This is a genomic window from Streptomyces phaeochromogenes, assembly GCF_001418655.1.
GTDB classification, from domain to species: Bacteria; Actinomycetota; Actinomycetes; order Streptomycetales; family Streptomycetaceae; genus Streptomyces; species Streptomyces phaeochromogenes.
The window spans coordinates 1-13,268 of sequence record NZ_LIQZ01000284.1 but is presented as its reverse complement, the minus strand read 5'-3'; the positions used below and the strand labels follow the sequence as shown (position 1 = coordinate 13,268).

At 71.3% G+C, this 13,268-nt stretch carries 10 protein-coding genes and 1 riboswitch; of the genes, 9 read left to right on the top strand and 1 reads right to left on the bottom strand.

Annotation, left to right across the window (positions count from 1 at the left end; genetic code table 11):
• Positions 1-44: 44 nt before the first annotated feature.
• Positions 45-755: a class II aldolase/adducin family protein gene (locus tag AOK17_RS32765; RefSeq protein ID WP_055616209.1), complete on the bottom strand. Its 711-nt coding sequence runs from the start codon at positions 753-755 to the stop codon at positions 45-47.
• A gap of 195 nt (positions 756-950) precedes the next feature.
• On the opposite strand from AOK17_RS32765, the gene AOK17_RS32760 reads away from it, so the two are divergent.
• The 9 genes from AOK17_RS32760 to AOK17_RS32720 all read left to right on the top strand — a co-directional run.
• Positions 951-1,700 (top strand): lysozyme, encoded by a 750-nt coding sequence (locus AOK17_RS32760; protein ID WP_055616208.1) that lies wholly within the window; start codon positions 951-953, stop codon positions 1,698-1,700.
• Positions 1,701-1,868: 168 nt separating this feature from the next.
• Positions 1,869-3,110, top strand: coding sequence for an inorganic phosphate transporter (locus tag AOK17_RS32755; RefSeq protein ID WP_055616207.1), 1,242 nt, complete (start codon positions 1,869-1,871; stop codon positions 3,108-3,110).
• Between the two features lie 12 nt (positions 3,111-3,122).
• Positions 3,123-3,344 (top strand): hypothetical protein, encoded by a 222-nt coding sequence (locus AOK17_RS32750; protein ID WP_055616206.1) that lies wholly within the window; start codon positions 3,123-3,125, stop codon positions 3,342-3,344.
• Between the two features lie 122 nt (positions 3,345-3,466).
• A riboswitch (cobalamin riboswitch) is annotated at positions 3,467-3,610 on the top strand.
• A 98-nt stretch (positions 3,611-3,708) separates the two neighbouring features.
• The gene (locus tag AOK17_RS32745) at positions 3,709-4,665 is read left to right on the top strand and encodes a cobalamin biosynthesis protein (protein ID WP_055616205.1); all 957 of its coding nucleotides are present in this window, start codon (positions 3,709-3,711) and stop codon (positions 4,663-4,665) included.
• Positions 4,662-6,194 carry a cobyric acid synthase gene (locus tag AOK17_RS32740; RefSeq protein WP_055616204.1) on the top strand — a complete coding sequence of 511 codons (1,533 nt, stop codon included), beginning with the start codon at positions 4,662-4,664 and terminating at the stop codon, positions 6,192-6,194. The genes AOK17_RS32745 and AOK17_RS32740 overlap by 4 nt, the downstream gene beginning before the upstream one ends.
• Complete coding sequence (gene cobN, locus AOK17_RS32735; RefSeq protein WP_055616203.1) at positions 6,191-9,844, top strand: cobaltochelatase subunit CobN; 3,654 nt, start codon at positions 6,191-6,193, stop codon at positions 9,842-9,844. Before AOK17_RS32740 ends, cobN begins: the two co-directional genes overlap by 4 nt.
• On the top strand, positions 9,841-11,913 hold the full coding sequence (locus AOK17_RS32730; RefSeq protein WP_055616202.1) for a putative cobaltochelatase: 2,073 nt from the start codon (positions 9,841-9,843) through the stop codon (positions 11,911-11,913). The genes cobN and AOK17_RS32730 overlap by 4 nt, the downstream gene beginning before the upstream one ends.
• The gene (gene cobO / locus AOK17_RS32725) at positions 11,913-12,512 is read left to right on the top strand and encodes a cob(I)yrinic acid a,c-diamide adenosyltransferase (RefSeq protein WP_055616201.1); all 600 of its coding nucleotides are present in this window, start codon (positions 11,913-11,915) and stop codon (positions 12,510-12,512) included. The genes AOK17_RS32730 and cobO overlap by 1 nt, the downstream gene beginning before the upstream one ends.
• A partial coding sequence (locus tag AOK17_RS32720; protein WP_079053411.1) for a cobyrinic acid a,c-diamide synthase CobB occupies positions 12,509-13,268 on the top strand: 760 nt, incomplete at its 3' end. The genes cobO and AOK17_RS32720, both read left to right, overlap by 4 nt.

Here is a 13,268-nt window from a genome sequence, read left to right as displayed (position 1 = left end):
CCCCACCTCGGCCTCGGCCCCGCCACCGCCACCAGGCGTGCCCGTCACCGCCCCTGGCCATACCCCTCAAGGCGTTCCGCGACCTCCGTCACCTGTTCCGGGGTCAGCAGTGCGGGCGTGTGGCCGGGGAGGGACGAGGCGGTCAGCCAGAGGCGGCACATCCACTCCAGTTGGGCCGTGCGGTCGTAGGCCTGGGGAAGAGTGGCTCCGTATGTGAGGGTGCCGTGGTTCTGGAGGAGGCAGGCTGTGCGGTTCCGGAGGGCCCGGAGCATGTTCTCGGCCAACTTTTCCGTGCCGTAGGTGGCGTAGGGGGCCACGCGGACGGGACCGCCGAGCGCGGCGGCCATGTAGTGGATGAGCGGCAACTCGGTGACGAGGGTCGAGACGGCCGTGGCGTGCACCGCGTGGGTGTGGACGACGGCCCGCGCGTCAGTGGCTCGGTAGACCGCCAGATGCATGGGCACTTCGCTTGTCGGAACGAGCGAACCGAGCACCTGCCGGCCGTCGAGCGAGACCCCGCAGAGGTCCTCGGGGGCCAGCCGGTCGTACGGGACTCCGCTCGGCGTGACCAGGACGGTGTCGCCCACGCGCGCCGAGACGTTGCCCGAGGTGCCGACGACCAGACCCTCGGCCGCCGTCCGGCGGGCCGTCGCCACGAGCTCGTCCCACGCCCGCTCCAGCGCCTCCCGCGCCGGGGGCGCGTCCCGCTCCCCCGCGCCCCGCCCGTCCCCTGTGTCCCGCCGCTGTTCAGCCATGCCGCGATCCTGCCAGCCGCGCAGCTCAACCCCGGGGCGGGCGGGGCACTTTAGGACGCGACCGACGCATCCGAAAGGGCGCACAAGGGCATGAATCGCCTGCCGGGAACGAATGACCGGCATGCGACGGGCTTTCAGGGATCTTCCAGTAGCCTCTGGGAGATTTTTCGTGCACGTCGCCATTCCGGGGGAAGCATGGCTCGTGATCGCAAACCGTCCCGTCAGCGCGCCCGATTCGTCGCCGCCTCAGTGGCGACGCTGGCGCTCGGCGGCACCGCTCTCGCCGAGGTGCCGGCCTCGGCGGCTGCCAAGCCCAAGGGCCACGACGTGTCCTCGCACCAGAAGGACGTCAACTGGTCGAGCGCGAAGAGCAAAGGCGCCAAGTTCGTCTATGTGAAGGCCACCGAGTCGCACACGTACCGCAATCCGTACTACAACCAGCAGTACAACGGGGCACGCGGTGCGGGCATCATCCGCGGGGCGTACCACTTCGCTCTGCCGCACAAGTCCTCGGGGACGACACAGGCCGCGTACTTCGTGCGCAACGGCGGCGGCTGGCGGGCGGACGGCTGGACGCTGCCGCCCGCGCTGGACATCGAGTACAACCCGTACGGCAGGAAGAAGTGCTACGGCCTGAGCAAGAGCAGGATGGTCAGCTGGATCAAGGCCTTCAGCAACGAGGTGAGGCGGCAGACCGGCCGGCGGCCGGTGATCTACACCAACTACAACTGGTGGAAGATGTGCACGGGCAACAGCGCCGCGTTCGCCGCGAACCATCCCCTGTGGCTGGCCCGCTACAGCTCGACGGCGGGGTCACTGCCGTCCGGCTGGAACTTCTGGACCTTCTGGCAGTACGACAACGGCGGCAGCCTGCCGGGTGACCAGAATCTCTTCAACGGATCCCTGAATCAGCTCAGGGCGTTCGCGAGGGGACAGCAGGGGTAGCGGACCCCTGAATTCCGCCTCTGTTCGAGACCTCTCGCCGCCACTCCGACACAAGCGGAATGGTGGCACCTCTATCGCGCCACCCCACTGCCCCCCTCAGTTCATCTTCCGTTCATCCAGGTTGCCTACGGTCCCTGTGCCACTGACGTCCAAGAGAAGCCTGGGTAAATGGAACACATCACGCTCCTCCTCGGAATCGTGATCGTTACCGCTCTCGTGTTCGATTTCACGAACGGTTTCCACGACACAGCCAACGCGATGGCGACGACCATCTCGACAGGTGCCCTGAAGCCCAAGACGGCGGTGGCCATGTCCGCCGTGCTGAACCTCGTCGGTGCGTTCCTCTCCGTGGAGGTCGCCAAGACGATCTCCGGCGGCCTCATCAACGAAGAGGGCATCCGCACCGAAGTGATCTTCGCGGCGCTCGTCGGCGCCATCCTGTGGAATCTGCTGACCTGGCTCCTGGGTCTGCCCTCCAGCTCCTCCCACGCACTGTTCGGCGGCCTGATCGGCGCCGCGGTCATGTCGGCCGGCTGGTCGTCGGTGAACGGTTCGACCGTCGTCACCAAGGTCCTGCTCCCCGCGATCGCCGCGCCGCTGGTGGCCGGCCTCGCCGCGATGCTCGCCACCCGGCTGACGTACCGGATCAGCAAGAAGGCCGGTGAGCAGGCGACCTCCAAGGGCTACCGCGCCGGTCAGATCACCTCCGCGGGCCTGGTCTCGCTGGCCCACGGCACGAACGACGCGCAGAAAACCATGGGCATCATCACGCTCGCCCTGGTCACCGGCGGTGTGATCGCGCCCGGGTCGAACCCTCCCCTGTGGGTCATCGTCTCGGCCGGTATCGCCATCGCGCTCGGCACCTACCTGGGCGGCTGGCGCATCATCCGCACCATGGGCAAGGGCCTCACCGACCTCGCTCCGCCGCAGGGTTTCGCCGCCCAGACCAGCGCCGCGACGGTCATCCTGGCCTCCTCGCACCTCGGCTTCTCGCTCTCCACCACCCAGTCCTGCTCCGGCGCCGTGATGGGTTCGGGCCTCGGCCGCAAGGGCGGCGTCGTCCGCTGGTCGACCGCGACCCGTATGTTCGTCGCCTGGGGCCTCACGCTTCCCGCCGCCGGTCTGGTCGGCGCGGGCGCCGAGTTCCTCACCAAGCAGGGCACCTGGGGCATCATCCTCACCGGCGCGCTGCTGATCGCGGGCTCGGCGGTCATCTGGACGCTCTCCCGCCGCCAGCCCGTCACCGTCGACAACGTGAACGACGTCGGCGGCGAGCCCGCGGGCGTCGTGACCACCGCCATCGCCGCCGTCACCCCGCCGCCGGCGGGCACGGTCGCCGCGGCCGACGAACTCAAGACCACCATCCCGGGCCCGGACGCCACCGAGCCCGCCCGCCCGGCCACGGTGTAAGGAACCCACAGCATGAAGATCGACTGGGCAGCCCTCGGCTCCGTCTTCGGAGTCAGCCTCATCGTCACCGTCGCCCTCGTGGGCCTCTTCACCCTCGGCATCGTCGGCCTCTCCAAGCGCGAGTCGGCCTCCGCCCAGGGCGACACCGCGACCCTCGCGGTCACGGGCGCGTACGCCTGCTTCGCCGCGTGCGCGGCGGCGGTGGCGTACGGGATCTATCTGATCGTCGCCTGACGCGTACGGCACCTCCGTCACGCACGACTCCGCCCCGTCGACCCCACGGTCGGCGGGGCGGAGTCGTGTCCGTGTGTGGGCCTCAGCACACTCTCCCGTCGCAGGTCAACGGCAAGTTGACGGGTGTTCGTGGGCGTGGTGGACTGCCGGAGCCATGTACGGCGGCAGGAGAGGAAGCCGGTGCGAATCCGGCGCGGTCCCGCCACTGTTACCGGGGAATCGATCCCCCGGGAGCCAGGAACTCTCGCCGTCGGTCTCGTCGAACCAGGGCGTGGACACCCTGAGTGAGGACAAATCGCCATGCGCGGCTGCCCAAGTGCCTTTCGAGCGACGGTTGTGCCCGATCTGACGGTCGGCTGAACCGATGCGTGCCGATCGCGTCTTCGCGTACGGCGCCGCCGCCGGCCTCCTCGGTGACCTGCTGCTCGGCGATCCTCGCCGGGGGCATCCGGTCGCCGCGTTCGGGCGGGCCGCGGGCGCCGTGGAGCGGGTGCTGTGGCGGGACCACCGGGGGTGGGGCGCGCTGCACACCGCCGTGTGTGTGGGTGGCGCTGTGTCCCTCGCCGCCGTCGCCGACCGTTCCGTACGGACCTCTCGCATCGCGTCCGTCGCGTTGACCGCCGCCGCCACCTGGTCCGTCGTCGGCGGGACTTCGCTCGGACGGGAGGCCCGGGCCATCGGCGGGGCGCTCGCCGCCGGGGACGTCGAAGTGGCCCGGGAGCGGCTGCCCCACCTGTGCGGGCGGGATCCGCAGGCGCTGGACGCCGACGGGATCGCCCGGGCCGTCGTGGAGTCCGTCGCCGAGAACACCTCCGACGCCGTCGTGGGCGCCCTCGTGTGGGGCGCCGCGGCCGGTGTGCCGGGGCTCGTCGGATTCCGTGCCGTGAACACGCTCGACGCCATGGTCGGGCACAGGTCCGCCAAGTACCGGCGGTACGGGTGGGCTTCCGCGCGGCTCGACGACGTCGCGGGCTGGCCGGGGGCGCGGCTCACCGCCGTCCTCGCGGCCGTCGCGGGCAGCGATCCGCGCGGGGCCGTACGCGCCTGGCGTGTCGACGCCGTCAAGCACCCGAGCCCCAACGCCGGGCCCGTCGAGGCCTCGTTCGCGGGGGCGCTCGGCGTGCGGCTGGGCGGGACGCTCTCGTATGCCGGAAGGGTCGAGCACCGGCCCGTACTCAATGGTGGTGGCCAGGCCGTGGAGGTCGGGGACATCGAGCGGGCCGTACGGCTCTCGCGGCGCGTGGGCCTGCTCGCGCTCGGCGTGAGTGTCGCCGGGCGGCTCCTCGTCAACGGCCTTCGCGCGAAGGGGCGTACGTCATGAGTCGGGGCACGAGTGGGGGAACGGGTGGCGGGCTGCTCGTCGCCGGCACCACCTCCGACGCGGGCAAGAGCGTCGTGACGGCCGGGATCTGCCGGTGGCTGGTGCGGCAGGGAGTCAAGGTCGCGCCCTTCAAGGCGCAGAACATGTCGCTCAATTCGTTCGTCACGCGGGAGGGCGCCGAGATCGGGCGGGCGCAGGCCATGCAGGCGCAGGCCGCGCGCGTGGAGCCCACCGCGCTCATGAATCCCGTGCTGCTCAAGCCCGGCAGCGACCGGAGCAGTCAGGTCGTCCTCATGGGCAAGCCCGTCGGGGAGATGAGCGCCCGGGGCTATCACGGCGGGCGGCAGGAACAGCTCCTCGGGACCGTGCTGGAGTGCCTCGCCGAGTTGCGGGGCACGTATGACGCGGTGATCTGTGAGGGGGCGGGCAGTCCCGCCGAGATCAATCTGCGGCGGACGGACATCGTGAACATGGGGATCGCGCGCAACGCGCGGCTGCCCGTGCTCGTCGTCGGCGACATCGACCGCGGGGGTGTCTTCGCCTCCTTCTTCGGGACCGTGGCGCTGCTCTCGCCCGAGGACCAGGAGTTCGTCGCCGGGTTCCTCGTCAACAAGTTCCGCGGGGACGTGTCCCTGCTGGAGCCCGGCCTCGACATGCTCGAGAACCTCACCGGGCGTCGTACGTACGGGGTCCTGCCCTTCCAGCACGGTCTCGGCATCGACGAGGAGGACGGACTGAGGGTCTCTCTGAGAGGCTCGGTCCGGGAGTCCGAGGTCTCCTCCCCCGTCGGCGAGGACATTCTGCGGGTCGCCGTCTGCGCGATACCGCTGATGTCCAACTTCACGGACGTGGACGCGCTGGCCGCCGAACCGGGCGTCGTCGTGCGGTTCGTGGACCGGGCGGAGGAACTCGTCGACGCCGACCTGGTCGTCGTGCCCGGCACTCGGGGCACGGTCAGGGCCCTGGAGTGGCTGCGGGAGCGCGGCCTCGCGGACGCCCTCGCCAGAAGGGCCGCGCAGGGGCGTCCCGTGCTCGGAATCTGCGGCGGCTTCCAGATCCTCGGCGAGCACATCGAGGACGAGGTCGAGTCGCGTGCAGGCCGGGTGGACGGGCTCGGACTCCTTCCCGTGCGGGTGCGGTTCGCGCGGGAGAAGACCCTCACCCGGCCCGTCGGCGAGGCGCTCGGCGAGCCCGTCGAGGGGTACGAGATCCATCACGGGGTCGCCCAGGTCACCGGCGGCACACCCTTCCTCGACGGCTGCCGGGTCGGCGAGGTCTGGGGCACCCACTGGCACGGCTCGCTGGAGTCGGACGGCTTCCGCCGGGCCTTCCTTCGCGAGGTGGCCGCCGCCGCGGGGCGCCGCTTCGTACCGGCCGCCGACACGTCGTTCGGGTCGCTGCGCGAGGAGCAGCTGGACCGGCTCGGCGATCTGATCGAGGAACACGCGGACACGGACGCGCTGTGGCGGCTCATCGAGTCCGGCGCGCCGACAGGACTGCCTTTCATTCCACCGGGAGCACCCGCATGAGCACAGTGTTGTTGTTGTCGACCGCCGACACGGATCTGCTGGCGGCGCGTGCCGCCGACGCCGCGTACCGGATCGGCAATCCCACCCGCGTGGATGTCGCGGAGGAGCTTCCGGCGCTGGTCCGGGGCGCGGACGTCGCCGTCGTACGGCTGCTGGGCGGCAAGCGTGCCTGGGAGGACGGGCTCGCCGCGCTCAAGGCGTCCGGCATCCCGACCGTGCTGCTCGGCGGGGAGTCCGTCCCCGACGCGGAGCTGATGGCCGAGTCGTCCGTGCCCGCCGGTGTCGTCGCGGAGGCGCTGCGCTATCTCGTCGAGGGCGGCCCGGAGAACCTGACCGAGCTGGCCCGCTTCCTCTCCGACACCGTGCTGCTGACGGGCGAGGGCTTCGAAGAGCCGCGGAAGATGCCCGAGTTCGGGGTCCACGGCGAGCGCGCGCACGTCGAGGGCCGTCCGACCGTGGGCGTGCTCTTCTACCGGGCCCACCAACTGAGCGGCAACACCGCCTTCGTGGACACCCTGTGCGACGCGATCGAGGCCCGGGGCGCCAACGCCCTTGCCGTGTACTGCGGTTCGCTGCGCGACGCCGACGCGGGCCTCTACGAGATCCTCGGCAAGGCCGACGCGCTGGTCGCCACGGTCCTCGCCGCAGGTGGCACGCACGCCTCGCAGGCGTCCGCGGGCGGTGACGAGGAGGCGTGGGACATCGGCGCGCTCGCCGACCTCAACGTTCCTGTCCTGCAAGGGCTCTGCCTCACCTCGTCGCGGGCGGCCTGGGCCGGGTCCGACGCCGCCCTCTCCCCCATGGACGCGGCGATGCAGGTCGCGATCCCGGAGTTCGACGGACGTCTCATCACGGTCCCGTTCTCGTTCAAGGAACAGGGTCCCGACGACGTCCCGGTGTACGTGGCCGACCCCGAGCGGGCCGCCCGGGTCGCCGGAATCGCCGTGCGCCACGCCCGGTTGAAGCACAAGCCGAACGCGGAGAAGAAGCTCGCGCTCGTCTTCACCGCCTATCCGACCAAGCACTCCCGGGTCGGCAACGCGGTCGGTCTCGACACCCCCGCCTCGGCGGTACGAGTTCTCGACGCGCTGCGGGACGCCGGGTACGCCCTGACCGAATACCCGGACAACGGCGACGAGTTGATCCACCGGCTCATCGCGGCCGGCGGCCACGACGTCGAGTGGCTGACCGAGGAGCAGCTCGCCTCGGCCCCCGCACGCGTGCCGCTGGCCGACTACCGGGCCTGGTTCGACAAGCTCGACCCCGACCTGCGCGACGGGATGCTGGAGGCGTGGGGCGAGCCGCCGGGCAACCTGTACGTGGACGGCGACGACATCGTGCTGGCCTCCCTCCAGTTCGGGAACGTCGTCGTGATGATCCAGCCGCCGCGCGGTTTCGGCGAGAACCCGATCGCGATCTACCACGACCCGGACATGCCGCCGTCGCACCACTACATGGCCGCGTACCGCTGGCTGGACAACAGCTTCGGCGCCGACGCCGTGGTGCACATGGGCAAGCACGGCACGATGGAATGGCTGCCGGGCAAGGGACTTGGGCTCAGCGGCGGCTGCGCGCCCGACGCCGTCCTCGGTGAACTCCCCCTCGTCTACCCCTTCATCGTCAACGACCCCGGCGAGGGCACCCAGGCCAAGCGCCGCGGCCACGCCACGGTGGTCGACCACCTCGTGCCGCCGATGGCGCGCGCGGACACGTACGGCGATCTGGCGAAGCTGGAGCAACTCCTCGACGAGTACGCGCTCGTGTCCGACCTGGACCCGACGAAGGCCCCGGCCGTGCGGGCCCAGATCTGGACGCTGGTCAAGGCGGCCGAGCTGCACCACGACCTGCATGTGGACGACCAGCCGGACGACGACGCCTTCGACTCGTTCGTCATGCACATCGACGGCTATCTGTGCGAGATCAAGGACGTGCAGATCCGCGACGGCCTGCACATTCTCGGCGGCGGCCCGGAGGCCGAGCCGCGTGTGAACCTCGTACTGGCCGTGCTGCGGGCCTCTCAGGTGTGGGGCGGGGCGGCGAACGCGCTGCCGGGTCTGCGGGCCTGCCTCGCCGAGCATTTCGGCCTGGTCGAGAAGGAGTTGCTGGGCGAGCCCGGTGCGCCGCTGAAGGTGCCGGTCGAGCTGAGCGATCTGGTCTCTGGCCCCTCGCGGTCGGCGGCCGACGCGATCGACCTCCTTGAGCAGCTGTGCCGCCGGTTCGCGGAGGGCATGGAGGAGCGCGCCTGGGACGCCGCAGCCGTGCCCGCTCTCGTACGCGAGGTCCTGGGCACCGAACTCCCGGACGCCGTCGCGGTGTTGGAGTTCGCGTGCCGGGAGGTGGTGCCGCGTCTGGCCCGTACGACGGACGAGATCGACCACATCCTCCTTGCCCTGGACGGCGGTTACGTCCCGGCGGGCCCCTCGGGTTCACCGACCCGCGGACTCGTGAACGTCCTGCCGACCGGCCGCAACTTCTACTCGGTCGACCCCAAGGCGATCCCGTCCAGGCTGAGTTGGGAGGTCGGGCAGGCGCTCGCCGACTCGCTCGTGCAGCGGTATCTGCAGGACACCGGCGACTACCCGAAGTCCGTCGGTCTGACGGTCTGGGGCACCTCCGCGATGCGCACCCAGGGTGACGACATCGCGGAGATCCTGGCGCTGCTGGGCTGCCGGCCGGTGTGGGACGACGCCTCGCGGCGCGTCACCGGCTTCGAGGTCGTCGGCCTGGAGGAGCTGGGCCGCCCGCGTATCGACGTCACGGTGCGCATCTCCGGCTTCTTCCGGGACGCGTTCCCGCATGTGATCGGGCTGATCGACGACGCGGTACGGGCGGTGGCCGACCTGGACGAGCCCGCCGACCGGAACTACGTCCGCGCGCACGCCGACGAGGACACCGCCGAGCACGGCGACCGACGGCGCGCGACCTCCCGCATCTTCGGCTCGAAGCCCGGCGCGTACGGTGCCGGTCTGCTCCCCCTCATCGACGCGCGCAACTGGCGCTCCGACGCCGACCTCGCCGAGGTGTACGCCGTGTGGGGCGGCTACGCGTACGGGCGCGGGCTCGACGGGCGGGCGGCGCGCGGGGACATGGAGACCGCGTTCAAGCGGATCGCCGTGGCCGCGAAGAACGTCGACACCCGCGAGCACGACCTCGTCGACGCGGACGACTACTTCCAGTACCACGGCGGCATGGTCGCCATGGTGCGCCACCTGACGGGCGCGAGCCCCGAGGCGTACGTCGGCGACTCCGCCACCCCCGACCAGGTGAAGACCCGCACCCTCGGCGAGGAGACCCACCGGGTCTTCCGCGCCCGCGTCGTCAACCCGCGCTGGATGGCGGCCATGCGGCGCCACGGCTACAAGGGCGCCTTCGAGATGGCGGCGACCGTCGACTACCTCTTCGGGTACGACGCCACGGCCGGGGTCGTGGACGACTGGATGTACGAGAAGCTCAGCGCGGAGTACGTCTTCGACGCGGAGAACCGGGACTTCATGAAGAAGTCCAACCCCTGGGCCCTGCGCGGCATCACGGAGCGGCTCCTCGAAGCGGCGGACCGCGGGCTGTGGGCCGAGCCGGACGCCGAGACGCTGGAGCGGCTGCGCGCCACGTACCTGGAGCTCGAAGGCGACTTGGAGGGCGACGACCAGTGAGTACCCCCTTTCCGTTCACGGCTGTCGTCGGACAGGACGACCTGCGGCTCGCGCTGCTCCTGAACGCCGTGTCACCCGCGGTCGGCGGTGTGCTCGTACGCGGCGAGAAGGGCACCGCCAAGTCGACGGCCGTGCGCGCGCTCTCGGCACTCATGCCCGAGGTGGACGTCGTCGCCGGCTGCCGGTTCTCGTGCGCTCCCGCCGCTCCCGACCCGGCGTGCCCGGACGGGCCGCACGAGGTGGGGCCCGGAGTCCAACGGCCCGCGCGCATGGTCGAGTTGCCGGTCGGCGCCTCCGAGGACCGGCTCGTCGGCGCGCTGGACATCGAGCGGGCGCTGGCCGAGGGCGTGAAGGCCTTCGAGCCGGGCCTGCTGGCCGACGCGCACCGCGGGATCCTGTACGTGGACGAGGTCAACCTCCTCCACGACCACCTGGTCGACCTGCTGTTGGACGCGGCGGCGATGGGTGCCTCGTACGTGGAGCGCGAAGGTGTCTCCGTACGGCATGCGGCCCGGTTCCTGCTGGTTGGGACCATGAACCCCGAAGAGGGCGAACTGCGGCCGCAGTTGCTCGACCGGTTCGGGCTGACGGTCGAGGTGGCCGCCTCGCGCGAGCCCGACCAGCGGGTCGAGGTCGTGCGGCGGCGGCTCGCGTACGACGACGATCCGGACGGCTTCGCCGGGCGCTGGGCCGACAAGGAGACCGCGGTACGCGCCCGGATCGTGGCCGCGCGGAAGCTGTTGCCGTCGGTCGTGCTCGGCGACGGGCCGCTGCGGCAGATCGCGGCGACCTGCGCGGCCTTCGAGGTGGACGGCATGCGCGCCGACATCGTGATGGCCCGGACCGCCACCACCCTGGCCGCCTGGGCCGGGCGCACGGAGGTGCTCGCCGAGGACGTACGGCAGGCCGCGCTCCTCGCACTGCCGCACCGACGGCGGCGAAATCCCTTCGACGCGCCGGGACTTGACGAGGACAAGCTCGACGAGACGTTGGAGGAGTTCGGGGGCGGGGACGGCTCCAACGGCTCGGGGGGTTCCGACAGTTCCGATGGTTCGGACGACTCCGGCGACGAGGATCCGGATCCGGACGGGCCCGACGGAGGCGGCGGGCAGCCGCCTCAGGAAGGGCCCGACGGCGGCAACGACGACGGCAGCGGTGAGAGCTCCGGTGAGGTGCCCGCGCAGGGCGAGCCCTCCGAGAGCGGGCAGGCGCCGTCGCCGGGGGCGGGCGAGCAGGCTCCCGTACGGGCCGCCGAACCCTTCCGTACGAAGGTCCTGAGCGTGCCCGGCCTCGGCGAGGGCGCCGCCGGGCGGCGGTCGCGGGCGCGGACCGAACACGGGCGGACCACCGGGGCGCGTCGGCCCCAAGGAGCCCTCACGAAGCTGCACTTGGCGGCCACCGTGCAGGCCGCGGCACCCCATCAGCGGGCGCGCGGCCGGTCCGGGCCGGGTCTCGTGGTCCGGCGTGACGATCTGCGGCAGGCCACGCGGGAGGGGCGCGAGGGGAACCTCGTGCTGTTCGTCGTGGACGCCTCCGGTTCGATGGCGGCCCGACAGCGGATGAGCGCCGTCAAGGGGGCGGTGCTGTCGCTGCTCCTCGACGCCTATCAGCGGCGGGACAAGGTGGGGCTCGTGACCTTCCGCGGGTCGACGGGCGAGGTGGCGCTGCCGCCCACGTCCTCGGTGGACGCGGCGGCGGTCCGGCTGGAGTCGCTGCCCACCGGTGGGCGTACCCCGCTCGCCGCCGGGTTGCTTCGGGCGCACGACGTGCTGCGGGTGGAGCGGTTGCGGGATCCGGCCCGGCGGGCGTTGGTGGTCCTGGTGACCGATGGACGGGCCACAGGCGGGCCGGAGCCCGTCGCGCTCGCCGGGCGGGCCGCTCGGCTGTTCGCCGCCGACGGGGTCGCCTCCGTGGTCGTCGACTGCGAGTCCGGGCCCGTACGGCTCGGGCTCGCCGGGCAGCTCGCGGGTGAACTCGGCGGTACGGCCGTGACGTTGGACGAGCTGCGGGCCGACTCGATCGCCGGGCTCGTCAGGGATGTTCAGGGCAACAGCAGGAGGGCCGCGTAATGCCGCAGGGACAGCCGAGTGTGGTGCCCGACGACGGGCTGACGACTCGTCAGCGGCGGAACCGGCCGCTCGTGGTCGTGCACACCGGAATCGGGAAGGGCAAGTCCACCGCCGCCTTCGGGCTCGCGCTGCGCGCCTGGAATCAGGGCTGGCCCATCGGGGTCTTCCAGTTCGTCAAGTCGGCGAAGTGGAAGGTCGGCGAGGAGAACGCGCTTCGGGTGCTGGGAGCATCCGATGAAGGCGGGGCCGTCGACTGGCACAAGATGGGTGAGGGGTGGTCCTGGGTACAGCGGGACGCCCAGATGGACAACGAGGAGAAGGCTCGGGAGGGCTGGGAGCAGGTCAAGCGGGATCTGGCCGCCGAGACGTACAAGCTGTACGTGCTCGACGAGTTCGCCTATCCCATGCACTGGGGGTGGATCGACGTCGACGAAGTCGTCTCCGTGCTGCGGGACCGGCCCGGGACCCAGCATGTCGTGATCACCGGACGCAACGCCCCCGAGAAGCTTGTCGAACTCGCCGACCTCGTGACCGACATGTCCAAGGTCAAGCACCCCATGGACGCCGGCCAGAAGGGGCAGAGGGGCATCGAGTGGTGAGTTCTTCCGTCCCTCGGCTGGTCATTGCCGCGCCCTCCTCGGGCAGCGGCAAGACCACCGTCGCCACGGGGTTGATGGCCGCGTTCGCCTCGCGGGGGCTTGCCGTGTCCCCGCACAAGGTGGGGCCCGACTACATCGATCCCGGGTATCACGCGCTCGCCACCGGGCGGGTGGGGCGGAATCTCGACGCGTATCTGTGCGGGGCGGAGTTGGTCGCGCCGCTGTTCGCCCATGGGGCGCGGGGGTGTGATCTCGCTGTCGTCGAGGGTGTGATGGGGCTGTTCGACGGGGCCGCGGGGGAAGGGGAGTTGGCCTCCACCGCTCATGTGGCGAAGTTGCTGCGGGCGCCTGTGGTGCTGGTCGTGGATGCCTCTTCTCAGTCGCGGTCCGTGGCCGCGCTTGTGCATGGGTTTGCCTCCTGGGATCCGGAGGTGCGGATCGGTGGGGTGATCCTGAACAAGGTGGGGTCCGAGCGGCACGAGGGGATGCTGCGGGAGGCGTTGGACGCGTCCGGGGTGCCTGTGTTGGGTGTTCTGCGGCGGGTTGAGCAGGTGGGTACTCCCTCTCGGCATCTTGGGCTGGTGCCTGTTGCCGAGCGGCGGGCTGAGGCGGTTGCTGCTGTTGCGGCGATGGGTTCGCAGGTGCGGGAGGGGTGCGATCTGGACGCACTGTTCGCGCTGGCGCGTGGGGCCGGGGCGTTGCCCGGTGACACGTGGGATGCGGCTGAGGCCTTGGCTTTCTCGCCCCCGCCGCCCC